General features: G+C 68.2%; 21 protein-coding genes. 19 read left to right on the top strand and 2 right to left on the bottom strand.

Translation table 11 applies throughout. The annotated features are described in order from the left end of the window. Window positions 1–3: 3 nt before the first annotated feature. The 6 genes from metK (at window position 4) to BLT96_RS03610 (ending at window position 8,078) form a co-directional block, all read left to right on the top strand. Entirely contained in the window at window positions 4–1,257 is a 1,254-nt protein-coding gene (metK, locus tag BLT96_RS03585; RefSeq protein WP_090845767.1) for a methionine adenosyltransferase, read from the top strand. Between the two features lie 221 nt (window positions 1,258–1,478). Continuing rightward, window positions 1,479–2,654: a dipeptidase gene (locus BLT96_RS03590; RefSeq protein WP_090861819.1), complete on the top strand. Its 1,176-nt coding sequence runs from the start codon at window positions 1,479–1,481 to the stop codon at window positions 2,652–2,654. Continuing rightward, window positions 2,655–4,955 (top strand): replication restart helicase PriA, encoded by a 2,301-nt coding sequence (priA, locus tag BLT96_RS03595; protein ID WP_090861821.1) that lies wholly within the window; start codon window positions 2,655–2,657, stop codon window positions 4,953–4,955. A 182-nt stretch (window positions 4,956–5,137) separates the two neighbouring features. Further along, on the top strand, window positions 5,138–5,686 hold the full coding sequence (gene def / locus BLT96_RS03600; protein ID WP_090845762.1) for a peptide deformylase: 549 nt from the start codon (window positions 5,138–5,140) through the stop codon (window positions 5,684–5,686). Between the two features lie 23 nt (window positions 5,687–5,709). Beyond that, entirely contained in the window at window positions 5,710–6,624 is a 915-nt protein-coding gene (fmt, locus tag BLT96_RS03605; RefSeq protein WP_090861823.1) for a methionyl-tRNA formyltransferase, read from the top strand. Between the two features lie 2 nt (window positions 6,625–6,626). Further along, the gene (locus BLT96_RS03610) at window positions 6,627–8,078 is read left to right on the top strand and encodes a transcription antitermination factor NusB (RefSeq protein WP_172824973.1); all 1,452 of its coding nucleotides are present in this window, start codon (window positions 6,627–6,629) and stop codon (window positions 8,076–8,078) included. Window positions 8,079–8,212: 134 nt separating this feature from the next. Here the strand turns inward: BLT96_RS03610 and BLT96_RS03615 are convergent, their stop codons facing one another. Then, window positions 8,213–8,398, bottom strand: a complete 186-nt coding sequence (locus BLT96_RS03615) for an FmdB family zinc ribbon protein (RefSeq protein ID WP_090845756.1) — start codon at window positions 8,396–8,398, stop codon at window positions 8,213–8,215. 155 nt (window positions 8,399–8,553) lie between these two features. Between BLT96_RS03615 and BLT96_RS03620 the strand changes: the two genes are divergently transcribed. After that, entirely contained in the window at window positions 8,554–9,903 is a 1,350-nt protein-coding gene (locus tag BLT96_RS03620) for a thiamine diphosphokinase (protein ID WP_090861827.1), read from the top strand. A gap of 180 nt (window positions 9,904–10,083) precedes the next feature. On the opposite strand, the gene rpmB is transcribed toward BLT96_RS03620, so the two are convergent. After that, window positions 10,084–10,284 carry a 50S ribosomal protein L28 gene (rpmB, locus tag BLT96_RS03625; protein WP_090861829.1) on the bottom strand — a complete coding sequence of 67 codons (201 nt, stop codon included), beginning with the start codon at window positions 10,282–10,284 and terminating at the stop codon, window positions 10,084–10,086. A gap of 281 nt (window positions 10,285–10,565) precedes the next feature. Here rpmB and BLT96_RS03630 point away from each other — a divergent pair, with 281 nt between their 5' ends. From BLT96_RS03630 to smc, 12 genes are all read left to right on the top strand, one after another. Continuing rightward, on the top strand, window positions 10,566–10,913 hold the full coding sequence (locus BLT96_RS03630; protein ID WP_090845749.1) for an Asp23/Gls24 family envelope stress response protein: 348 nt from the start codon (window positions 10,566–10,568) through the stop codon (window positions 10,911–10,913). Between the two features lie 43 nt (window positions 10,914–10,956). Further along, entirely contained in the window at window positions 10,957–12,627 is a 1,671-nt protein-coding gene (locus tag BLT96_RS03635; protein ID WP_090845747.1) for a DAK2 domain-containing protein, read from the top strand. A 16-nt stretch (window positions 12,628–12,643) separates the two neighbouring features. After that, complete coding sequence (gene recG / locus BLT96_RS03640; RefSeq protein ID WP_090861831.1) at window positions 12,644–14,806, top strand: ATP-dependent DNA helicase RecG; 2,163 nt, start codon at window positions 12,644–12,646, stop codon at window positions 14,804–14,806. Continuing rightward, window positions 14,803–15,384 carry an RsmD family RNA methyltransferase gene (locus BLT96_RS03645; protein WP_090861833.1) on the top strand — a complete coding sequence of 194 codons (582 nt, stop codon included), beginning with the start codon at window positions 14,803–14,805 and terminating at the stop codon, window positions 15,382–15,384. The genes recG and BLT96_RS03645 overlap by 4 nt, the downstream gene beginning before the upstream one ends. Next, window positions 15,377–15,916, top strand: a complete 540-nt coding sequence (coaD, locus tag BLT96_RS03650; protein ID WP_090845785.1) for a pantetheine-phosphate adenylyltransferase — start codon at window positions 15,377–15,379, stop codon at window positions 15,914–15,916. The genes BLT96_RS03645 and coaD overlap by 8 nt, the downstream gene beginning before the upstream one ends. Before the next feature lie 126 nt (window positions 15,917–16,042). After that, window positions 16,043–16,540: an ATPase gene (locus BLT96_RS03655; protein WP_090845741.1), complete on the top strand. Its 498-nt coding sequence runs from the start codon at window positions 16,043–16,045 to the stop codon at window positions 16,538–16,540. Window positions 16,541–16,545: 5 nt separating this feature from the next. Continuing rightward, window positions 16,546–17,115: a YceD family protein gene (locus BLT96_RS03660; RefSeq protein ID WP_090845739.1), complete on the top strand. Its 570-nt coding sequence runs from the start codon at window positions 16,546–16,548 to the stop codon at window positions 17,113–17,115. 210 nt (window positions 17,116–17,325) lie between these two features. Next, window positions 17,326–17,505: a 50S ribosomal protein L32 gene (gene rpmF, locus BLT96_RS03665; protein ID WP_090845737.1), complete on the top strand. Its 180-nt coding sequence runs from the start codon at window positions 17,326–17,328 to the stop codon at window positions 17,503–17,505. Between the two features lie 99 nt (window positions 17,506–17,604). Beyond that, a complete protein-coding gene (gene plsX, locus BLT96_RS03670; protein WP_090861835.1) occupies window positions 17,605–18,600 on the top strand; it encodes a phosphate acyltransferase PlsX in 996 nt (331 codons plus the stop codon). 73 nt (window positions 18,601–18,673) lie between these two features. After that, a complete protein-coding gene (locus tag BLT96_RS03675; protein ID WP_090861837.1) occupies window positions 18,674–18,925 on the top strand; it encodes a phosphopantetheine-binding protein in 252 nt (83 codons plus the stop codon). A 10-nt stretch (window positions 18,926–18,935) separates the two neighbouring features. Continuing rightward, window positions 18,936–19,640, top strand: coding sequence for a ribonuclease III (rnc, locus tag BLT96_RS03680; RefSeq protein WP_090861839.1), 705 nt, complete (start codon window positions 18,936–18,938; stop codon window positions 19,638–19,640). 37 nt (window positions 19,641–19,677) lie between these two features. Continuing rightward, entirely contained in the window at window positions 19,678–23,214 is a 3,537-nt protein-coding gene (gene smc, locus BLT96_RS03685) for a chromosome segregation protein SMC (protein ID WP_090861841.1), read from the top strand. Window position 23,215: the final 1 nt, after the last annotated feature.

The following is a 23,215-nucleotide window of genomic DNA, read 5'->3' on the forward strand; positions in this document are numbered from 1 at the left end:
GAAATGGCACACAAGAACTACCTCTTCACCTCGGAGTCCGTCACCGAGGGACACCCGGACAAGATGTGCGACCAGATTTCGGACGCCATCGTGGACGCCATCTTCGCGAAGGAGGCGAAGCTGCAGCAGCAGGGCTACGTGGACGCCGACGGCACGCCGGCAAACGTCGACAACGTGCGCTGCGCCATCGAGACGTTCACGACCACCGGCACCGTCGTCGTGATGGGCGAGGTCCGCACCGAGGCGTACGTGGACGTCCAGAAGATCGTGCGCGACACGGTCTCGAAGATCGGCTACACGCGCGCCAAGTACGGCTTCGACGCCGAGACCTGCGGCGTCATGAACCTGATCCACGGCCAGTCCCCCGACATCGCCCAGGGCGTCGACGGCACGTTCGCCCGCTCGAACGACAACGACGAGATCGACAAGATCGGCGCCGGCGACCAGGGCATGATGTTTGGCTACGCGTCCGACGAGACGGACGTCCTCATGCCGATGCCCATCTACCTGGCGCAGAGGCTCTCCGAGCGCCTCGCCGAGGTTCGCAAGAACGGATCTCTCACCTACCTGCGCCCGGACGGCAAGACCCAGGTGACCGTGCGCTACGAGGACGACAGGCCCGTCGAGGTCACGGCCATCGTCGTGTCGACGCAGCACGCGGCCGACGTCAAGCTCTCCCAGATCCGCGAGGACATGATCGAGCACGTCATACGCCCGGTGCTCGACGCGGTTGGCATCTCCTGGAGGGGCGCGACCATCTATGTCAACCCCACCGGACGCTTCGTGGTGGGCGGCCCCATGGGCGACACCGGCCTGACCGGCCGCAAGATCATCGTCGACACCTACGGCGGCATGGGTCGCCACGGCGGCGGCGCCTTCAGCGGCAAGGACCCCACCAAGGTCGACCGCTCCGCCGCGTACGCCGCGCGCTGGGTCGCGAAGAACGTCGTCGCAGCCGGCCTCGCGCACCGTTGCGAGATCGAGCTGGCCTACGCCATCGGCGTGCCGCAGCCCGTCTCCATCTCCGTAGACACCTTCGGCACCGGATCTGTCGACGACTCCGTGATCGAGGCCGCGGTCCAGAAGGTCTTCGACCTGCGTCCCGGCGCCATCATCCGAGACCTCAGGCTCCGTCGCCCCATCTACCAGAAGACGGCTGCGTACGGCCACTTCGGCCGCGAGGACCCGGACTTCACGTGGGAGAGCACGGACCGCGTGGGAGAGCTCAAGAGCGCAGTTGCGGCCATGGCAAAGTAGCGCCAACCTCGACGCGCCGCGGTGGCGCCCGTGGCGCGGCCGCAAGACATCGGCAAGACAAGGCCCCCTTCGCAGGCGATGCGTCGCGTGCGGAGGGGGTCCTTCTCGGCGACGAGGCGTCGATTGCGCCGCGCGCCTTCTTGGCGGCGGGCGCTGCGGTTTCGGTGTCCACTGCGTGCGGTAGAATCGTCAGGGAAGACACCGTCGGCAGAGGAGGGTCCGTGTCCATAACGAGGAGGTCGCTTCTTCAGGGGGCGCTCGCGCTGGGCTCCGCCCTCGCGCTGGGTGCATGCGGCGCAGGCGAGAAGGACGCGGGCTCGTCCTCGGGCGGCGCCTCCTCCAGGCTCACCGTGCGCGAGCGCTCCGCAGACCCCATCGCGCGCGCGAAGGCGACGCGCGTGGACGCCGTGGGAGACCTTGGCCGCACGAAGGCGTTCGACATGCACTGCGACACGGTGGACGTGCTCGGCATGCACGACTGGGAGCCGTACAGGTCGTGGCCGGCCATCGCGCGCCAGGGAGACCTCGCAAAGAGCGACGGCGAGGTGGACCTCGACCGCGCGCAGGGCCTGGCGTACGCCCAGGGCTTTGCCGTGTGGGTGCCCGACAAGAAGTGGGTGACGGACCCGCTGGGCTTCTACACCGCTGCCGTCACGTACTTCAAGCAGCAGATGCAAACGCATGCGGACCGCGTGGAGCAGGTGACGGACGCGCGCGACATCCCGGGCGTGCTGAAGGCGGGCAAGGTGGCGGCACTGCTCACCGTGGAGTCGTGCTCCGCGCTCGAGACTTCGCTCGACGTGGTGAACACCATGCGAAAGGACGGCGTCAAGATGGCCGGTCTCACGTGGAACGGCGACAACGCCCTGGGCGGTGGCCGCTCCACGCATGACGGTCTCACGGAGCTGGGGGTGAAGGCCGTCGCGCGCCTGGAGGACGCCAAGATCGCCGTGGATGCGGCGCACCTCTCGACGGAGTCGTTCGACGACCTCGTGAAGTGCCGCAAGAGGCCGTTCCTCATATCACACTGTGCGTCCAGGGCCGTGTGCGACGTGGACCGCAACGTGACGGACGACCAGTTCAAGGCGGTGCTCGACAGCGGCGGCGTCGTGGGCGTCAGTTACTGCACGGAGTTCATCACGAAGCGCACCACGGGGACGGACGTCACGTTCGACGAGCTCATGGCCCACTTCGAGCACTTTCTGGACCTTGGGGGCAAGGACAGCGTCTGCCTGGGAGGCGACTTCGACGGTGCGTCCGTGCCTGATTGGCTGCGCGGCGTGGACAAGCTCCAGGACTTCTACCAGAAGATGTGCGAGCGCCTGGGGCAGGAGCAGACGGACAAGGTGTTCTTCCAGAACGCGTACGCGTTCATGGTCAGAAACGAGGTTGCCTGAATGTTCGCGAGCGTCGTTTTGGACATAGCGACCCGCGCGCTCGACGGCGCGTTCGACTACGAGATTCCACGGGAGCTCGAGGCGGAGTGCGCGGTGGGGGCCACCGTGCTCGTGCCCTTCTCGCATCGCGAGGCCGTGGGCTACGTGGTCGCGACGTCCGCGCGGCCGCCCGAGGGCCTCGATGCCGCCCGCGTGCTCCCGGTGTCTCGCGTTTTGGCGCCCAGCGCGTTTGACCAGGCGGCGGCCCGCGTGGCCTTCTGGATGGCACGCGAGTACGCCTGCCCGCCGTGCGAGGCCATCCGCCCGTTTCTGGCGCCGGGCCAGACCGTGAGGGTCCGCCGCGCCTCCGCGAATGACCCGTGGGAGCTCGTGTGCCAGAAGAGCGGCCCTGTGGACGAGCGCTGGGTGAGCCTGGCGGAGAAGGGCGGCTCCTTCAGCCCGCGCGCGAACGCGGTTCGCCAGCGCGCCGTGCTCCAGGCGCTCGAATCCGGTCCGATGCGCATGGCGGAGCTTGCGGCGACGCTGCCGGGCAGCGCCTCGGCCGTCGCGGCGCTCGCGCGTAGGGGCGTCGTCAACGTGGAGGAGCGCCGACGCGTGCGCGGCGGGGACACGACCACGCTCAGAAGCGCCGTCGCCGCCCGTCCGGAGCGCCTGACGCAGGGACAGAAGGATGCCCTGGCGGCCATTGCGCGCGCATGCGACGCCGGACGCGGCGACGTCGTGCTGGTGGACGGCGTCACGGGCTCCGGCAAGACGGAGGTGTACCTGGACGCCATCGAGCGCGTGCGCGCCACGGGCAGGGGAGCCCTGGTGCTGGTGCCGGAGATCTCGCTCACGGCCCAGACCGTCGGGCGCTTCCGCTCGCGCTTTGGGGACGACGTCGCTATCCTGCACTCCAGGCTTTCGGCCGGCGAGCGCTTCGACCAGTGGGACATGGTGCGCCAGGGCCGCGCCCACGTGGTGGTGGGTGCGCGCTCCGCGCTGTTCGCGCCGCTTCGCGACGTGGGCCTCATCATAATCGACGAGGAGCACGAGTGGACGTACAAGCAGGAGTCCGCACCGCGCTACCACGCGCGCGAGGTCGCGGCTCGCATGGCGGCGGAGCGCGGCTGCGCCCTGGTGCTGGGGTCTGCCACGCCCTCGCTCGAGGCGCTGGAGCGTTGCCGCGAGGGCACGTGGGGCGGCGTGAGCTGGACGCGCGTGAGCATGCCGGAGCGGCCTGGGGCGGCGCGGCTGCCGGCGGTGCGCGTGGTGGACATGACGGAGCAGTTTTCGGGCGGCAACCGCTCGATCTTCTCGGCCCCCTTGGCCGAGGCCCTGCAGGACGTGGCCGCCAGGCGCCAGAAGGCCGTGCTCATGCTGAACCGCAGGGGGTTTGCGAACTTCCTCATGTGCCGGGAGTGCGGCGCCGTGCCGGAGTGCCCGCACTGCTCCACCGCGCTCACCTACCATGAGCGCACGCACTCCCTGGTGTGTCATACCTGCGGCAGGTCGTGGCCGCAGCGCGCGTACCCGGACCCGTCCACGCGCTGCCCCAACTGCGGCAGCCGCTACCTCGCGGCGTTTGGCGTGGGCACGCAGCGCGTGGAGGACGAGCTTGCGATGCTTCTGCCCAAGGACGTGCGGGTCATCCGCATGGATGCGGACACCACGCGCGGCAAGGGCGACCACCAGCGCCTGCTTGAGGAGTTCGACGCGGCGGAGTGCGCGGTGCTCGTGGGCACGCAGATGATCGCGAAGGGGCTGGACTTTCCCGAGGTGACGCTCGTGGGCGTCGTGAACGCCGACACGACGCTGAAGCTGCCGGATTTCCGCGCCGCGGAGCGCACGTACGACCTGCTTGAGCAGGTGGCCGGTCGCGCCGGCAGGGGAGAAGAGCCCGGTCAGGTCATCGTGCAGACGTACTGGGCCACGCACCCTGCCATCCGCGCCGTGAAGGCGCACGACCGCGCGCTGTTTGTGGAACGGGAGCTCTCGGAGCGGCGTGACGGCGGCTACCCGCCGTTTTCGCGGCTCTCGAACGTGGTGTGCTGGGGTCGGAGCGAGGCGGACGTGCGCCGCACGCTGGACGACGTTTCCCGTCGCGTGCGCGAGCGCGTGGGGGAGGCCGCCGGCTGGGAGGTGCTGGGCCCCACGGACTGCCTGAAGGCGAAGGTCAAGGACCGCGTGAGGCGCCACCTGCTGGTGAAGTCGCCCGTGGACTCGGAGCCCGGGCCGCTTCTGGACGCGTGCGTGCGCGCCGCCGCGCCGCCGCGCGGGGTGAGCGCCGCCGTGGACGTGGACGCGTACGACATGATGTGACGCCGCCGGCCCACGACGCGCGCGGCCGCCCCGCACCCGGCATGGCGGAACTTCTCGCCCGCGCGGGCGCTGGCGTGGGTTATCGGTAGAGGAGGCGCCCCGCATGAAACTACGGCGCCGCATGGGGTACGCTAACTGGGCTAACACAGGGCCCTGGCGGGCCCGCACACGAAGGAGGCACCATGAGTGCGATTGACGACATCGTCCTGTCGCCCGACGACAGGCTGAAGACCGAGTGCGCCCCCATCGAGAAGATCGACGAAGGCGTAAGGAAGCTCGCGAAGCGCATGCTGAAGGACATGTACGCCGCCGACGGCTGCGGCCTTGCCGCTCCGCAGGTGGGAGAGCTCGTGCAGCTGGTCGTGATCGACGTGGACTACGCGGGCGAAGGCACGAAGAAGAACCCGTACGTCCTCATCAACCCTAAGATCGTGGCCGCGGACGGCCCGGAGCGCACCTACGGCGAGGGCTGCCTGTCGTTTCCCGGCATCACGGTCGAGGTCAAGCGCCCAAGCCACGTGGTGGTGCAGGCGCGCAACCTCGACGGCGACCTCATGCAGTACGAGGCGCGCGACAACCTGCTTGCCGTCTGCCTGCAGCACGAGATCGACCACCTGCACGGCGTGACCATGGTGGACCATCTTTCCGCCGGACAGCGCATCGCGGCGCTGCGCGACTACGAGGAGGCGCTCTCGCAGGGCGCTCGCCCCGGGGACACCGCCGCAAACTAGTCGTAGCGAAGGGGGAGAAGGGCATGCGCATAGTATTCATGGGGACTCCCGGCTTCGCAGTTCCCTCGCTTCGCGCGCTCGCGGGCGCACACGACGTGAGGCTCGTGCTGACGAGGCCGGACGCCGTTCGCGGCCGCGGCAAGAGACTGGAGCCCTCCGCGGTGAAGGCCGCGGCGACGGAGCTGGGCATAGACGTGCTCGAGACCAAGCGCATCACGGACGACGTGATGTCCTCGATCCGCGCGGCGGAGCCGGACGTGATCGTGGTGGCTGCGTTTGGCTGCATCCTGCCGGACGCCGTGCTGAAGGCGGCGCCGCTGGGCTGCGTGAACGTGCACGCCTCGAGCCTGCCGCGCTGGCGTGGCGCCGCGCCCATCCAACGCGCCATCCTAAGCGGCGACGCGCGCGCCGGCGTGTCCATCATGCGCGTGGTGCACGACCTGGACGCCGGGGCGTACTGCCGCCAGGCGGACGTCGAGGTGGGCGAGAAGAGCTGTCCCCAGGTGATGGGAGAGCTTGCGGAGCTTGGCGCGAGGGAGCTGCTCGCGGCGCTGGACCAGATGGCGGACGGCACGGCCGTGTGGGTCGAGCAGGACGAGTCGAAGGTGACGTACGCGAAGAAGGTCGAGAAGGCCGAGATGCTGCTTGACCCCGCCGCGACCGCGCTGGATAACCGCCGTCGCGTGCAGACGTCGCTCGACGCGGCGCCGGCGCGCATGGCCGTGGCCGGCAGGGGCGTGCGCGTGCTTGCCGCGCGCGTGGCCGAGGAAGGTGCCGCCCGGGGCGAGGTCATCGTGCGGCACGGGCGCGTGATCGCGGGCTGCGCTGATGGCGCGATCGAGCTCTTGCGCGTGAAGCCTGACGGCAAGCGCGAGATGGAGGCCTCCGCATGGGCGGCCGGCCTGCGCCAGAAACAGCTTGCCTGGGAGCACGTGTAGCCATGGCGCGGCTTGCCCCCGCGCGCAGGGCGGCGCTCAGGCTGAGCGCGGAGTGCCGCCAGAGGGACGCGCGCGCTCGAGAGTTGCTGCGGACGTCCGACGTGATGGACAGCCTGGAGCCGCGCGACCGCGCGCTCGCGACGCGTCTGGTGCTGGGCGCGCAGCGCGCCCGCGGGCTTTGCGACGCCGTGGTGGACGCGCACCTTACGCACGGCCATCTTGAGCCGCGCGTGCGCGATGCCCTTACGCTGTCCGCGTTCGAGCTGCTGTATCTGGGCACGCCCACGCAGGTGGCCGTGAGCCAGGGCGTGGAGCTTGCGGCCGCGGCGTCGCGTCGCGCGCGCGGCCTCGCAAACGCCGTGCTGCGTCGCGTCGCGGAGGAGGACGTGCGGGGCATGGAAGCCGCGCGCGGACGCGTTCGTGCTGCCCGTGATGCCGGCAACGCGCCGGAGGTAGCCGATGTCGCGCTCGTGGGTGCGCTGCCGGAGTGGCTGGCGCGGGAGCTCGTGGCGTCGCTCGGCGCTGATGCGTGCGCCCTTGCGCTCGACGCGATGGACCCACCGGTGCCCACGGTTGCGGCAAACCTGAACCTCGACACCGAGGAAGGGGCGTTCGCGCGGCTCGTCGACGCTGGGCTGCGGCCGTCAAGGCTGCCGTGGCCGGGCTGCATGGCGCTGGGGGCGCAGGCGGGCCTTGCGACGTCCGGGCTTGTGGAAGAGGCGTGCGTGCTGCCGGCGGACCCGGCGGCGCAGATGGTGTCGTGGCTCGCGGCGCCCTCCGCGGAAGTGGACGCCATGCTTGAGGTGGGGCAGGGCCGCGCGACGAAGACCCTGCTGCTTGCAGGGGCAAACCGGCGGCTGGGAGGCAAGGTTCTTCTCGCCTGCGTAGACTCCGTCGCGTTCAAGTCGCGCCTGGCGCGGGAGCGCGTGCGCGCGGGCGGGCTCGGCGACCGCGCGACGTGCCTGACGCTCGACGCCACGCGGCTGGACGCGCGGGACGTGCCGCCCGAGCTTCGTGGCACGTTTGGCCAGGTGTTCGTGGACGCGCCGTGCTCCGGCACCGGAACGATGCGCCGCCATCCGGAGGTTGCGTGGTCGCTGGGGCAAGAGTCCGTGTGCGGCGGCTCGGCCCGGCTGCCGGCGCTGCAGTTGCGGATGCTTTCCGCTGCGGCCGCTCGCGTCGCTTCGGGCGGGACGCTTGCGTACTCCACGTGCTCCGACCTCAGGGCCGAGGACGAGGGCGTCGTGTGCGCGTTTCTTGAGAGCGAGGCGGGCCGCGCGTTTGCGCCGCTTCCGGCGACCGATGCTCCGTGCGCGTCCGTGCTTGACCCAGCGTCGCTACGCATCCTGCGTGCGATGACGGGGCAGGACGGCTTCCTGCGCTCGGAGGGCGGGCGCGCACTTGGCCTGGACTGCGACGGTCACTTCCTCGCGCTCATGCGCAAGGTTGGGTAGGCGCGCCGCCCGCTGGGCCCGCGGCAGAAGCTTGCGTGCGCGGACATGCGGCGCATGAAGAAGGGGGCCTCCCGGGAGGCCCCCTTCGCGTATCTGTCAGTTGTTATAAGTGCCTGAACAAGCGAAAGCCTGAGCTACTTCTTGCCCTTCTGGTCCGTGTTATAGAAGCCCGATCCGGAAAAGACGATGCCGGACGGCACGAACACGCGCTTGGCCTCGCTTCCGCACTTGGGGCAGTTCACCTCGGGATGCTCGCTCATTGGGTGCTCGACCTCGAACTCGGTCCCGCACGCCTTGCACTTGTAGTCGTAAACAGCCATCTTGACCTCCGGAAAAGCCTACATAAAACAAACCGCGGCCCGTATCAGCCACAGCCGTTCTTACCCAACGTCGCAAGAATCTAGCACGAAGTTCTGCGCTACGATGGCATTTGACACGGATTCTGCTATATACCATAACTTCCCTAGGAGGAGACATGCCCTTCTCGGCCGCCATCTTCGACTTCGACGGAACGCTCGTGGACTCCATGCCCATGTGGCACCGCGAGACGGTCGACCTGCTTAAGCGCCACGGCGTCGCGGACCCCGAGGCGGTGTTCTTCGAGAGCGAGCCGCTGCCGCTGCACGAGATGTGCGCCTACCTGCACGAGCGCTACATCCCGGAAGCGACGGGAAAGGAGCTCGCGACGGAGCTCCTTTCCGGCGTGCGCCGCGGCTACGCGCACGACGTGCGGATGCTTTCCGGCTGCCGCGCCTTTCTGGACGAGCTGCGCGCCGCGGGCATACCCATGGTGATCGTCTCGGCCACGTCGCGCCCGGAGCTTCAGGTCGCGCTCGAGGCGCAGGGCATCGCCGACTACTTCGAGGACGTCATCTCGTGCGGCGGCAGGCTCCGCAGCAAGGAGTACCCGGACGCGTGGGAGGCGGCGCTCAAGGTGCTGGGCACACCCGCGCGGGACACGTGGGTGTTCGAGGACGCGCCGTTCAACACCCGCGGCGCGCGCAAGGTGGGCCTGCGCACCGTGTGCCTGTTCAGCCCGCACGGCGACCGCGACGAAACTGAGTGCCGTGACTCCTGTGACGTGTTCGTGCACGGCTATGCGGAGCTCTCCGTCGAGCTCCTGAGCGACTTCGCGCCCGCCGCGCCGGCCGCGGCTGCTTCCGGCGCGCTGCGTGCGCTCGTCGTCGCGGGTTCGCCGGAGCCCAGCTCCGCCGACCTCGTGCGACGCCTCGCCGCGCACGCCGACTACGTGGTAGCCGCGGACGCCGGCGCGAACGTCCTCATGGAGGCCGGCGTCGTCCCGGACGTGTTCTGCGGCGACGCTGACTCTGTCGCAGACGATGCCGCCCGGTGGGCGCGCGCAGCCGTCAGGCGCGACATACGCTTCCCAAGCGAGAAGTACGCGACGGACCTCTCACTGGCCATAGACTGCGCCCGACATGAGGCCGCCCGCAGGTCCGCGCGGCTTGAGCTCACGATCACCTGCGCCACCGGCGGACGTCCGGACCACGCGCTTGCCGTGGTGGGCCAGCTCGCGCATGCGGCGGATGCCTCGCCAGAGCTTGTGGAGGACGCGTTCACGTGCCGCGTGCTCAGCCCGGAGGGACGCCCCCGCTGGCAGCTGCCTGCGGACTCCGAGGGCAAGGTCTTCTCGGCCATCGCCGTTGCGGAGGGTACGGTCGCAAGCGAGCGCGGCCTCAAGTGGGAGCTCGACCGCAAGTGCCTGCCGCTTCTGGGGGACGAGGGGGTCTCGAACGTGGTCGCGTCCAGCGCTGCCGCCGTGGAGTGCCACGCGGGAAGGCTCGCGGCGTTCCTGCTACGCTAGCGCCGGAGGTCGTGACAGGCTGGCCAGGCTGGAAAATGGCGATGGAAATGCGGCCGGTCGAGAGGGCGATCGGCCGCAGGTCTTCGTGGCAACATATATATCTGCGTCCAAATACGTGCGCATGCAAAAAAGGGGACCTCCTCGGAGGTCCCCCAGAAGTTACGCTCTGTGTGGCTGCACTTACGCCTGCTGTGCGGAACGCGCAACGTTGCCCTTCTTGAGGCAGCGGGTGCACACGTTCTTCTTGACGGGCTTCCCGTCCTCGAAGACGGTGACGCGCTGAATGTTGGGCTTAAACTTGCGGATGACGGTGCGGTGGGAGTGGCTAATAGAGCGACCAGCAACGGCGTGCTTACCGCAGATATCACAAACCTTCGACATTATTACGACCTCCAACGAGCGGCGCAGTGCGCCTGTAATTTCTCAAGTGCCGTGTTAATATAGCACAGCGCCACGTTTGTGCAAGTTGAAACCCCGCGTTGTTGTGGTGGTTTTGTAGCGAAGTCCCAGGCGTTGCGATTGCGGGGCGCCGCGAAGGCCGTTTGGTGGCTCATGCAGTATGCGTGGGAATTAGGCGTGTGGCGCCAAGTGCCAACTGCGGTATTATAATGCGAGACTCATGCTCTTACCGAGTACGTGCGGTGTTCGAGAGGAGATTCAACATGGCAAACGTCGTTCCGGGGGCCCTCAAGGTGTCCAACGACTGCATCGCAGACCTTGCCGGGTATGCGGCGCTTGAGTGCTATGGCGTCGTCGGAATGGCCGTGACCGACCAGCAGGAGGGCGTCGCGCGCATCCTTCCCACGTATCGCCTGCGCAGGGGCATCGGCGTCTCCAGCGAGGACGGCAGGGTCGTGATCGACCTCCACGTGGTGGTGGAGCAGGGCATAAACATGAGCTCCGTCTCGGACAACCTCGTAAGCTCCGTCAAGTTCATCCTGAAGAAGATCGCCGAGCTCGACGACGTCGAGGTACGCGTCCACATCGAGGGCATGCGTACCCGCGCCTAGCGGCGCACGCACAGCCAGAAGAGGAATTAGAGGTTTCCAGACTATGATTGCCAACGTCGTTCGCAACTGCTTCCCCGTTGCCGCCAAGGTCGTCGCCGACAAGGCGGACGAGATCAACAAGCTCAACGTCTTCCCCGTCCCTGATGGCGACACGGGCACGAACATGTCGCTCACGCTCGGCACCGTCGTGAGCGAGATCGAGGCGCTGCCCAAGGACGCCTCGATGGCGGACATCTCCAAGGCCATCACGCATGGCTCTCTCATGGGCGCGCGCGGCAACTCCGGCGTCATCACGAGCCAGATCCTGCGTGGCGTCGCGGAGGGGCTCGTGAACGCGAAGGGCGCCCAGGCCACGACGGCGGACATCGCCGCCGCGCTCCGCAACGGCGTGAAGGTCGCGTTCAAGGCCGTCCGCAAGCCCGTCGAGGGCACGATCCTCACCGTGCTGAAGGATGTCTCGGCCAAGGCCGACCAGATGGAGAAGAGCAAGGCCACGCCGCAGGAGACGCTGGACGCCATCGTGGTGGAGGCGTACGAGTCCGTGGCCCGCACGCCCGACCTGCTGCCCGTGCTGAAGGAGAACGGCGTCGTGGACTCCGGGGCCTTCGGCCTCGCGACGTTCATCGAGGCGTTTGTGAACGCGTACGAGGGCAAGGCCGGCGAGGTGTCCGACTTCAAGACCACCGTCGACTCCTCGGACGCGAAGGCGCAGGTCGCGAACGTGGTCGACATCGAGATTAATGACGACTGGGAGGGCTCGCAGTACCGCTACTGCACGGAGTTCCTGTTCCACGCGGACAGTCCCGATTTCGACGAGGACGCGAACATCAAGTACCTCTCGTCCATGGGCGACTGCGAGCTGCTCGTGGGATCCAACCCAGACTACAAGATCCACGTGCACACCAACAGGCCGGACCGCGTGCTTCGCCACATGCTGCACCGCGGCCAGATCTACAACGTTTTCGTCCACAACATGGACCTCGAGGCGCAGGAGCGCACGGAGTCCATCCGCGAGGACAAGCAGGCCGCGAAGTCGACCGAGCCGCGCAAGCACATGGGCTTCGTCGCGGTCGCGGCGGGCTCCGGCCAGGCGGACATCCTGAAGTCGCTCGGCGTCGACGTCGTCGTGTTCGGCGGCCAGACCATGAACCCGTCTACCGCTGACATCCTCGGCGCAATCGAGCAGTGCAACGCGGACAACGTGATTGTCCTTCCGGACAACGGCAACATTCGCATGGCGTCCGAGGCGGCCGTCTCGGCCGTCGAGGGCGTGAACGCGGCCGTCGTCCCCACGAAGAGCGTGCTGCAGGCGTTCGCCGCCATGTTCGTGGCCGATCCCGACGGCGATCTGGACGCGAATGTCGAGGACATGAACGACGCCATAGCCGAGGTGCGTGACGGCGAGGTTACCACGGCGGTGCGCGACTCCCAGGCTGCCGATGGCACGCCGATCCACGACGGCGACGTCATGGGCATCGAGGGCGGTGCCATCGAGGTCGTCGGAAACGACGTCCAGAAGGTCACCGTCGACCTCATCAACCGCATGCAGGAGGAAGAGGAGGGCGACACCCTCACGATCCTCGCGGGCGAGGACCTGGACGACGATGCGTTCCAGAACCTCCTCGATGCCATCGAGGAGGCCCAGCCCGACCTCGAGATCGACTCGCACCGTGGCGAGCAGCCCCTGTACCCGGTCGTGTTCTCGATCGAGTAGGAAAGAGCTGGCCTAGGTGGGCAGCGTGCCGACAACGGCGGGTGTGGGGGAGCGACTCTCCCGCACCTGCTCCATGACAGACGACGTCTCGCGCCTCCGCTACGTCTCGGGTGCGAGGCGCTCTGCTGTTGAGCGGCTCGGCATCAGGCGCGTGCGCGATCTCCTTCTCCACATCCCCCACCGTTACCTGGACTTCACGCACGTGACGGACATCGCCCATGCGGACGTGGGCCAGGAGGCGACCATCGTCGCGACCGTGGACAAGGTGACGCTGAAGCGCCCTCGCCCGAGGATGCAGGTGGTGGAGGTGTACCTGCTGGACAGCACGGGCGTGATCGAGGCGACGTTCTTCAGGCAGCCGTGGATAGCGGAGCAGCTGAGCCAGGGCGATGTGGTCGCGCTTTCCGGCAAGGTGACATTCTCGTACGGCTTCAAGCAGATGAAGGCGCCGTTCTACGAGGTCGTGGGCTCGAAGGGACAGGCGGGCGATTACGCGCGCATCCTGCCGGTGCACCCGGTGGGCGATGGCATCTCTGCCGCATGGATGAGAAGGATCATATCCGCCGCGCTCGCGGACGTGGGCGACGTTGCGGACTTTCTGCCTGCTGGGACGAGCGCGGCGCGCGGCCTCATGTCGCTTGCGCGCGCACTTCGCCAGATACACTTCCCGCTGACGATGGAGTCGAAGGAGGAGGCTCGCCGCCGGCTTGCCTACGACGAGCTGCTGTGCCTGCAGCTGGCGCTCCTCACGAGGCAGCGGCTCGAGCTTCGCGGGGTCACGCCCTTCTCGCATACCGTGGATGGCCCCCACATGCGGGCGCTTGTTGCCGCGATGCCGTTTGACCTTACGCGGGAGCAGCGCGACGCCGCTGACGACATCCTGCATGACATGGCATCTGACCACGTGATGAACCGCCTGCTTCTGGGAGACGTCGGCACCGGCAAGACGGCCGTCGCGGCCGTGGCAATGGCCGCGGTGGCGGACTCGGGCACGCAGGCGGCCGTCATGGCGCCCACGTCCGTGCTCGCTGCGCAGTACGCCCAGAAGATCGGTCCGCTCCTGGACGAGGCGGGTGTCACCTGGCGGCTCGTCACGGGCTCGACGGACGCGGAGGCGCGCGCCGAGGCGGCGGCGGGGCTCGCGTCTGGCGAGGTGTGCGTCGCGTTCGGCACGACGGCCATCATTTCGGACGACCTCGAGTTTCGCCGGCTGACCCTCGTGGTGATCGACGAGCAGCACCGTTTTGGCGTCAGCCAGCGCGCGGCGCTCAGGAGCAAGGGCGCCGGCGCGGACCTGCTTGCGATGACGGCGACGCCCATCCCCAGGACGCTGGCGCTCACGGCGTACGGCGACATGGAGTGCTCGCGAATCCGTCACCGCCCGAAGACGGGTGCGGGGGTCGTGACCACGTGCATCCCGCCGGAGAGCGCGGACCTCGCGTACGGGGCGATCCGCGAGGCGTGCGAGGCGGGTCACCAGGCCTACGTGGTGTGCCCGCTCATAGACGAGAAGGACGACGGCTCCGAGCTAGACGACGTTCCGGAGTCGTCGCGCTCCGGGGCCACGAGGATTCACTCCGCGGAGGCGACGTACCGCGAGCTGTCTCAGCGCGTGCTGAAGGGGCTTCGCGTGGGGCTCCTCACGGGCAGGATGAGCGCCTCCCAGAAGGATGAGGCGATGGAGGCGTTTCGTCGCGGGGACGTGGACGTGCTCGTCTCGACAACGGTGATCGAGGTGGGCGTGGACGTGCCGAACGCCACGGTCATGCTCGTGTACGACGCGGACCGCTTTGGTCTTGCGACCCTGCACCAGCTTCGCGGTCGCGTGGGCCGCGGCGACTGGGAGGGCCACGTCTTTATGGAATGCGCCGCGAAGAAGGGCACGCCGGCCCGCACGAGGCTTGCGGCGCTGGAGAGGACGTCGGACGGGTTCGAGCTCGCGGAGCTCGACCTCAAGCTTCGCCACGAGGGCGAGGCGTTGGGGTACCGCCAGCATGGCGGTCCCTCGCTCAAGGTGGTCGACCTCGCGCAGGACGAGGAGCTCATGGGCTGGGCCCGCAAGGACGCGCTCGAGATCTTCTCGCAAGACCCCAGGCTTGCCGAGGACGTCCACCGACCGCTTGCGATTGAGCTGCGCGACCGCTTTGGCGCGTACTTCGAGGAGGTTCTGCACGCATGAGGATAGTTGGCGGCATGTGGAGGGGGCGGCCGATCGAGGCGCCGGACGGACGAGACGTGACGCGTCCCACGACGGACCGCACGCGAGAGTCGATGGCGTCCATGGTGCTCTCGGCGTTTGGGCTCGACCTTGGCGGCGTGAGCGTGCTGGACGCGTTTGGCGGCTCGGGCGCCATCGGCTTCGAGCTCCTGTCCCGTGGCGCCGCGGGCTGCACGTTCGTGGACAGGGACCGCGGGGCCGTTGCGCGCATCCGCCGCAACGCGCGGGCCTTGGGCGCGGGCGCGTCCGCACGCGTGCTGTCGGGAGACGTTTTCAAGCTGGCAGAGCGCGGCGCCATCGCGGGCGCGCCCTTCTCGCTTCTGGTGCTTGACCCACCGTACGTCGCCCACGCGCGCGAGGTGGAGCGCCTGGTCGAGGCCCTCGAGGCCTCCGGCTCGCTCGCCAGCGGGGCCGTCGTGCTGTACGAGCACGCGTCCAAGGAGCCGGGAATCCACCCGGCGGGCGCGGGCGTCATTAAGGAGAAGAGCCACGGCATCACAACCGTGCAGCTGCTGAGGATGGGGGATGCCCATGAGTGATTCCAGGATCGACCGCGTGGTGGTGCCAGGCACCTTCGACCCGGTGACGTTTGGGCACCTGGACGTGATAGGGCGCGCGCGGCGGCTGTTCCCGCACGTGACCGTGGGCGTCGCGGCCTCGGTGGGGAAGAACGGCACCGGGCCCACGTTCTCGCTCGACGAGCGCGTGGACATGCTGCTCGCCGCGCTCGAGGAGGAGGGGCTTGCGGACGGCGTCGAGGTGCGGCCGTTCTCCGGACTTCTCGTGAGCTTCTGCAAGGAAGTCGGCGCCGGCGGCGTGGTGAAGGGCCTGCGCGCCATGACGGACTTCGAGTACGAGCTGCAGCAGGCGGACCTCAACAGCAACATGGCGCCGGAGATCGAGTCCGTGTTCGTCATGTCGAACCCAAAGTACGGCTACGTGTCGTCCTCCATCGTGAGGGAGCTCGCGTCGCTGGGGACGGACGTCTCGTTCCTCGTGCCGTCCGTGGTGGAGCGCCGCCTGGAGGAGCACTACCGCGGACGAGAAGAACGCGGCAGGCGGCGCGAATAATTTGCGTGAGGTCGGCAAAAGTGCCGCCGTTTTCGCCCATTGCGGGTAATCTGGTACTATAAGACGATGCAACCTCGGCAAACGCACGTAGGACGCGAGGTGGCGGCGAATCGAAAGGAGACCCGTATGCAACCGGGTGAGGAGATAGAGAGCCTGGTTGGCGAGCTCGAGCAGATCGTGAGCGAGGGCAAGACCCCGTTCACCGGCGGCGGACAGAAGAAGATCGTGGACGCCCAGGACATCTACGAGATCCTGGATGAGATTCGTCGCGTCTTCCCCCAGGAGTTCGCGGATGCCCGGCGCATCGTCAAGGAGGAGGCCGAGACCCTGGAGCGCGCCCAGCAGCAGGCCGACGCCATCATCGCGGACGCCCAGCAGCAGGCCATGATCCTCGCGGGCGACCAGGAGGTCGTGCGCCTTGCCCAGCAGCAGGCCGACGACATCCGCGACAAGGCCGCGCAGTACGAGCGCGACACCCGCTACAACGCAGAGGAGTATGCGGACACCGTGCTCGCGCACCTCGAGGACAACCTGAAGTCGCTCACCGGCTCCGTCTCGCGCGTGCGTCAGACGCTGGACGAGAACTCCGGCCCCCGCAACCAGACCAACAACGTTCCCTGGTAGGCGCCATGCAGCAGGTTAAGCAGATTCTGGACACTCGCCTCGCCAACCCCGGCGACACCATGCCGGTCTCGGGCCACCTGGACGAGAAGGGCTACTCCCTTGGCGGGCACGACTTCGTGCTGCCGGGCGGCATAGACTACGACCTCGTGCTCACGAACGCCGGCGAGGGCATCCTCGCCACCGGCATGTTGAGGGCGCACGTGGAGGGCACGTGCGACCGCTGCCTGGGCAAGGCGGAGTTTGACGTTGCGGGTGAGGTGGACGAGTACTACCTGTTCAAGGCACCCGCGGAACCCATGGCCGAAGACGAGGACGACGACGTCGACTTCGCCCTCGTAGGCGACGACAGCACGATAGAGCTCACGGACGCGCTCAGCTCGGCCCTTCTGATGGAGACGCCGTTCGTGGTGCTGTGCCGCGAGGACTGCAAGGGGCTGTGCCCCGTGTGCGGCGCGAACCTCAACGAGGTCGACTGTGGTCACGCGGCACAGATCGAAGCGGAGCGCGAGCAGGACAAGCTGGATGCGAGCCCGTTCGCGGCGCTCAGGAATCTGGACTTGGGCGACGGCGAGTAGGGCGCCCACCGACTTGGTGCGGGACGCCTGGCAGGCCCTCCGCAAGGCAATGCGTGTGGCAAAGGCGTGTCGTTGAAGTTTTTTGACGTGAAGAATTGCTGTTCCGTCGACCATTTGCCGCCGGCGTGGTATAGTCTCTTCTCGTGTGTTTTATGGAAGACCGCTCAGGCGGCGACGCCTGACAATAAGTGAGTCTAAGAGAGGTTCAAGATGGCAGTACCCAAGCAGAAAAAGGGCCGCGGCGCCACGCACACTCGTCGTTCGGCCAACAGCAAGCTCGCCGCTCCGGCACGCTCCGTTTGCCCGCAGTGTGGCGCACCTAAGCTTCCGCACCACGTGTGCCCCAAGTGTGGCTACTACAAGGACCGCGAGGTCGTTGTCACCGAGTAGTCGCGTTGAAAGACGAGGCCTAGGAGGCCGGTCCCTTCTGGGGGTCGGTCTCCTTTCGTATGCAGGGAATGCGCAGCCGCAGGACCGCGAGGAGGACACATGACAACTATCTGCATCGACGCCATGGGCGGCGACCGCGAGCCCAAGGTCGTGCTCGAGGGAATCGCGGCCGCGCTTGAGGCCGACGACGAGCTCAGCGTGCTCGTCGCGGGCAACGAGGACGTCGTCGTGCCGTTCTGCGCAAAGCACGAGCGCGCGAGGGCGCTTGTGACGACGCAGACGATCGAGATGGGCGAGCACCCCACCGAGGCCATCCGCGCGAAAAAGGACTCGAGCATCGTGCGCGGGCTTGCCGCGGTGCACGCAGGCGAGGCGGACGGGTTCTTCTCGGCCGGCTCCACGGGCGCCATCTTCGCGGCCGCGACGTTTGGCGTCGGCAGGATCCGCGGCATAAAGCGTCCGGCAATCGCGTGCCCGGTGCCGGGGCTGGACGGCCGGCACTCCGTGTTTCTTGACATGGGTGCGAACGCGGACGTGCGCCCGGATATGCTGGTGCAGTTTGCGCACATGGGTCGAGCGTACTCCAGAATCACGCTGGGGGTGGAGGACCCGAAGGTGGCCCTGCTCTCCAACGGCTCCGAGGACACGAAGGGCTCGGAGGCCGTCGTGGCGGAGCACGAGGCGCTCGCGAAGGCGGGCGGCGACACGTGGTTCGCGGGCAACTGCGAGGGCACGGACATCCTGACCGGACGCTTCGACGTGATTGTGACGGACGGTTTCGCGGGCAACATCGCCGTGAAGACCATCGAGGGGACGGCGAAGTACATCCTGGCCGAGGTAAAGCGCGCGACGCAGGAGTCGAAGCGCGCGCTTCTGGGCGCGGGGCTGCTGAAGCCCTCGCTCAAGAGGGTGGCGGCCGGCCTCTCCGGCGACGAGTACGGCGGCGCGGCGCTTCTGGGCGTGAAGGCACCGGTCTTCATCGGGCACGGCGCCACGTCCGTGGATGCCGTGAAGCACGGCACGCTGGCGTGCGCCGCGGCCGTGCGCGGCGAGCTTGTGGACAAAATCGCGCGCGCGGTGGCCGCGGATCAGTAGGGCCCCCGAGCGGGGTACAATTGGCCGCACAGGCTTTTCTCGCATTGGGATTTTTGCAACGTAAGGAGCGAACATGGAACGCGCCGAGATTACCGAGAAGGTCATCGCCTGCGTCAAGGACTCTCTGGGCCTGGCGGACGACGCCGAGCTCACCGAGGCGACGACGTTGAAGGATTTGGGCGCCGACTCGTTTGACCAGCTCGAGATCATGGTCGCGCTGGAGGAGGAGTTCGGCATCTCGCTGGAGGACGCCCTCGACGGCGGCGACATCAAGTCCGTGGACACGATCGGCCAGACGGTCGACCTCGTGCGGGCCCAGCTCTAGGGAGCGGCACTTGAAGATGCATCAGAGGGTCGCGGCGGCGGAGAAGATCTGCGGCCACGAGTTCAAGGACAGGACGCTCATAACTTCTGCAATCACCCACCCCTCGGCCGTCGAGGGCCAGCCCGTGAGCGCCTCCTACGAGCGACTCGAGTTCCTGGGCGACTCCATCCTGGGCGCCATGGTGGCAACGGACCTGTTCGAGGCGTTTCCGGCCATGGACGAGGGCGGCCTCACGCGGATGAAGATCTCGCTCGTGAGCGGCAAGACGCTCTCGGAGGTCGCCGACGAGCTCGGCGTGGGCGACATCATCGTGTTTGGCGAGTCCGAGAAGGGCACCGGCGCGCGCGGCATGCACTCCGCGCTCGAGAACGTGTACGAGTCCATCGTGGGCGCGCTGTACCTGGACGCAGGCTACGAGGCGACGCACGACTTCGTGCGGCGCACGCTGTCGCCGTACATGTCGCCCAAGCTGGCCGAGAGGCCGATCTCGCCGAAGTCGCGCCTGCAGGAGGTGACGCAGCGCGACATGCGCTGCGCCCCGGAGTACAAGCTCGAGGGAGAGGAGGGGCCGGCGCACAAGCCGACGTTCACCTCCGTCGTGCTTGTGGACGGCAGGCGCGTGGGCCGCGGCAAGGGCTGCTCGAAGAAGGAATCCGAGTCCGCGGCGGCGCTCGACGCGCTCGAGCGCATGGGCTACCAGCAGGCAGGGGAGTAGGCGCCGCGGACCGCGGCCCGGAAAGGCCAAGCACGACGTGTATCTGAAGTCGCTCACGCTCAAGGGATTCAAGTCCTTCGCGGACAAGACGCAGCTGGTGTTCGACCCCGGCCTCACGGTCGTGGTCGGGCCAAACGGCAGCGGCAAGTCGAACATATCTGACTCGATCCTGTGGGTGCTGGGCGAGCAGAGCGCGAAGATGCTGCGCGGCCAGGCGATGGAGGACGTGATCTTCTCGGGATCTTCCGGCAGGCAGGCCGTAGGTCTTGCCGAGGTCACGATCGTGCTGGACAACACGGACCGCACGCTGCCGATCGACTTCTCAGAGATAGCGATTACGCGCAGGATGTACCGCTCCGGGGAGTCGGAGTACCTCATCAACGGCGCGCCGTCGCGCCTGCGCGACATTACGGACATCCTGCACGACTCTGGCCTCGGCAAGGACACGCACTCCATCATCAGCCAGGGCAAGCTGGACTCCATTCTGGCAAGCCGTCCGGAGGAGCGCCGCGAGCTGGTGGAGGAGGCGGCCGGCATATCGAAGCACCGCCGCCGCAAGGAGCGCTCCGAGCGCAAGCTGAAGGCGATGCAGGACAACCTGACGCGCGCCAAGGACATTGAGCGCGAGATAAACCGCCAGCTGCGCCCGCTGGAGCGCCAGGTGGACAAGGCGCGCCACCACCGCGACGTCACGAGGCAGCTGCAGGAGCTTGAGACGACGCTCCTGGTGGACGACCTCCGCCAGCTGCAGGACCGCTACGGCACGCTCGCCGCCCGTGGCAAGGAGGCGGACGCCGCCATAGAGCTGGCGCAGTACCGTCTGGACGAGAAGAACCGAGACCTCGAGAAGTACCAGTCCCTTCTGGAGCAGAAGGGCATCTTCGTAGGCGACCTAGGCGAGCAGCGCCGCCGCATGCAGGACCTGCTGGGCCGCATGGACTCCGACATGCGGCTTCTGGAGGAAAAGGGCAAGAACATGGTGGAGCGCCTCTCTGAGATGCGCATGAACCTGTCTGCCATGGAGCGCCAGTCGCGCGAGGCCGCCGAGGAGCACGAGCGCGTGGAGGGCGAGTACTCCGACGCGCGCGTCGAGGCGGACGACCTGCAGAGGCGCGTGAGCGAGCTTGGGCCCGCGGCGCGCGAGGCCGCGGAGCGCCGGCGCCAGCTGGGCAAGCGCGTGGCGCAGCTCACGGGTGACGTGCGCGCATCGCAGCGCACGGCCGATTCAGAGACGCTCGCGTTCGCGAAGCTGCGCGACCAGATCTCGAACGCCGAGGTCGAGGACCAGATGTTCCAGAGCCGCCTGAAGCAGATCGAGGACGGCGCCCAGACGGCGAAAGAGGCTCTCGACAGCAGGCGCGCGGAGCGCGAGAGGACGGAGACGGCGCTGGCGGAGGCCCGCGAGAGGGAGGACGGCGTTTCTCGACGCATCCGCGAGTGCAAGGATGCGGTGTCGAGGGCACGCTCCGCCGAGGGCGACGCGAGGGGAAGGCTGTCCTCCTCGAAGGCGACGCTCTCCGCGCTGGAGGCCGTGGACCGCCAGACGCAGAACGCGAGCGCCCTGGTTGCCGCGCTCGCAAAGGCGAGGCCGGATGCGATCGAGTGCCGCGTGGCGGACCTGTTCGAGGCGCCGGCGGAGCTGGAGGGGGTCGTGGAGTCGCTCCTGGGCGAGGACCTCTCCGCGCTTGTGGCGCGCGATGCCGACGGCGTGGTCGGCCTCGTGGAGGAGGCGCTTGGCAAGAGCGCGAAAGGCGTGGCGACGATCGTGTCACTCGACGCGGCGCCGGGGTGCGCGGACGCGTCCGGGGCGCCAGGCAGGGGCGTCGCGGAGTCGCTCACGGTGAGAGGCGGCGCGCGCGCCCTGGTGGGCGCCCTGCTGGGGGACGTGAGGCTCGTGGACGGCGTGCGCGAGGCCGTGGAGGCGCACGCGAAGGCGCCCGCGTTCACGTACGTGACGCCGCAGGGCGTGATCGTGCTCCCGGACGGGCGAACGACCGTGGGCACGTCCGCTGGCGCCGAGCAGGGCGCGCTTGAGCGCAAGCGCAGGATCCGCGCGCTGCGCGAGGCGGTGCCGGAGCTTGAGGACGCGCTGGCGAAGGCGGGAGAGGCAATCGCGGCGGCGGAGCGCGAGCTTTCCGAGGCACGCGACGAGAGCGCGCGCGTGAAGGGCGACGTCGCCCGGCTGAACGGCGAGCTTTCATCCGCGACGTCAGAGGTGGGTCGCCTGGAGGCGCAGCTGAGACAGGCGGAGAGCGAGCGCGCGCAGGTGAGCAAGAACCGCGCCGCGGCCGCGGAGCGCGCGAGCAAGGCGCGCGAGGAGGTCGAGCGCCACAAGCGCGCCGCCCAGGAGGCGGAGGAGCGCACGAGCGACCTGTCGCGCCAGCTGGAGGAGGCGAGCGCGGAGCGTCAGAGGGCGTCTCGCGAGGAGAGCGAGACGGAGGGCAAGCTCTCCGACGCGAAGCTGAAGCTCGCGACCATAGTCGAGCGCAGGAACCACCTGGCCGTTCGCGAGGAGCAGCTTGCCCGCCAGGTGGCCGACCTCGAGAAGCGGCGTGGGCAGACGGAGGAGAGCTCGCGCGCGCTGGACGTGCTGCGCCTGCGCGTGGAGCCGCTGCACGCGCGCTACGAGGCAGTGCAGGAGCGCGCGCTCGCATGGGCGGCGCGCCTGAAGGACCGTGCCTCGCTCGCCGAGGCGGACTCCGACTCGCTGAAGAAGACCATCGCGGACGCGCGCGAGGCCGTGAACCGCGCGTCGACGGAGCTCGAGGGCGCGAAGACGGCCGCGAGCGACGTAAGGGTCGAGGTGGGCAAGGTAGAGGTCCAGGTGGAGAACGCCATCAACGACATCGTGTCCCGCGGCTACGTGCTAGAGGACGCGCTTGCGCTTCCCGAGCCGGAGGACCGTGCGGAGACGGAGCGCGTCGTTTCTCGCCTGAGGCGCGAGCTCGAGGACATCGGGCCCGTGAACGAGGTCGCGATGGACGAGTACGAGCGCCTGAAGAAGCGCAGCGACTACATCGGCGAGCAGGTGGCGGACCTGGAGCAGGCGCGCAAGGCGCTCACGAAGATCACCGCGGCCATCGAGCGCAAGATGCGCCGGCAGTTCCTGATTGTGTTCGACCAGGTCAACGCGAACTTCTCGGAGATATTCTCGCTCCTCTTCCCTGGTGGCAAGGCCCACCTGGAGATGACGGACCCGGACCACCTGGACGAGACGGGCGTCGAGATCGTGGCTCAGCCGCAGGGCAAGCGCATACAGAAGATGACGCTCATGAGCGGAGGCGAGAAGTCGCTCACGGCGCTTGCGCTCCTCTTTGCGGTGTACCGCACCAGGACGGTCCCGTTCTACGTGTTCGACGAGGTCGAGGCGGCGCTGGACGACTCGAACCTCTCGAAGCTGCTCGATGCGATCGAGCAGCTGAAGGAGACGACCCAGCTGATAGTCATTTCCCACCAGAGGCGCACCATGGAGCAGGCCGACGTGCTGTACGGCGTGTCCATGCAGGCAGACGGCGTGAGCCACGTCGTGAGCCAGCGCCTTGACAAGGAGACAGGAAAGGTGGTCGAGGCCTGAG

Source organism: Parafannyhessea umbonata, from assembly GCF_900105025.1.
GTDB classification, from domain to species: domain Bacteria; phylum Actinomycetota; class Coriobacteriia; order Coriobacteriales; family Atopobiaceae; genus Parafannyhessea; species Parafannyhessea umbonata.

Bases quoted from the DNA above. Each gene is read 5' to 3' on its own strand.
- fmt (WP_090861823.1), top strand. From the start codon at position 5,710: ATGCGCATAGTATTCATGGGGACTCCCGGCTTCGCAGTTCCCTCGCTT.
- BLT96_RS03675 (WP_090861837.1), top strand. From the start codon at position 18,674: ATGGAACGCGCCGAGATTACCGAGAAGGTCATCGCCTGCGTCAAGGAC.
- def (WP_090845762.1), top strand. From the start codon at position 5,138: ATGAGTGCGATTGACGACATCGTCCTGTCGCCCGACGACAGGCTGAAG.
- BLT96_RS03615 (WP_090845756.1), bottom strand. From the start codon at position 8,398: ATGGCTGTTTACGACTACAAGTGCAAGGCGTGCGGGACCGAGTTCGAG.
- BLT96_RS03610 (WP_172824973.1), top strand. From the start codon at position 6,627: ATGGCGCGGCTTGCCCCCGCGCGCAGGGCGGCGCTCAGGCTGAGCGCG.
- plsX (WP_090861835.1), top strand. From the start codon at position 17,605: ATGACAACTATCTGCATCGACGCCATGGGCGGCGACCGCGAGCCCAAG.
- metK (WP_090845767.1), top strand. From the start codon at position 4: ATGGCACACAAGAACTACCTCTTCACCTCGGAGTCCGTCACCGAGGGA.
- coaD (WP_090845785.1), top strand. From the start codon at position 15,377: ATGAGTGATTCCAGGATCGACCGCGTGGTGGTGCCAGGCACCTTCGAC.
- BLT96_RS03655 (WP_090845741.1), top strand. From the start codon at position 16,043: ATGCAACCGGGTGAGGAGATAGAGAGCCTGGTTGGCGAGCTCGAGCAG.
- BLT96_RS03620 (WP_090861827.1), top strand. From the start codon at position 8,554: ATGCCCTTCTCGGCCGCCATCTTCGACTTCGACGGAACGCTCGTGGAC.
- BLT96_RS03660 (WP_090845739.1), top strand. From the start codon at position 16,546: ATGCAGCAGGTTAAGCAGATTCTGGACACTCGCCTCGCCAACCCCGGC.
- BLT96_RS03645 (WP_090861833.1), top strand. From the start codon at position 14,803: ATGAGGATAGTTGGCGGCATGTGGAGGGGGCGGCCGATCGAGGCGCCG.
- priA (WP_090861821.1), top strand. From the start codon at position 2,655: ATGTTCGCGAGCGTCGTTTTGGACATAGCGACCCGCGCGCTCGACGGC.
- rpmB (WP_090861829.1), bottom strand. From the start codon at position 10,284: ATGTCGAAGGTTTGTGATATCTGCGGTAAGCACGCCGTTGCTGGTCGC.
- BLT96_RS03630 (WP_090845749.1), top strand. From the start codon at position 10,566: ATGGCAAACGTCGTTCCGGGGGCCCTCAAGGTGTCCAACGACTGCATC.
- BLT96_RS03635 (WP_090845747.1), top strand. From the start codon at position 10,957: ATGATTGCCAACGTCGTTCGCAACTGCTTCCCCGTTGCCGCCAAGGTC.
- rpmF (WP_090845737.1), top strand. From the start codon at position 17,326: ATGGCAGTACCCAAGCAGAAAAAGGGCCGCGGCGCCACGCACACTCGT.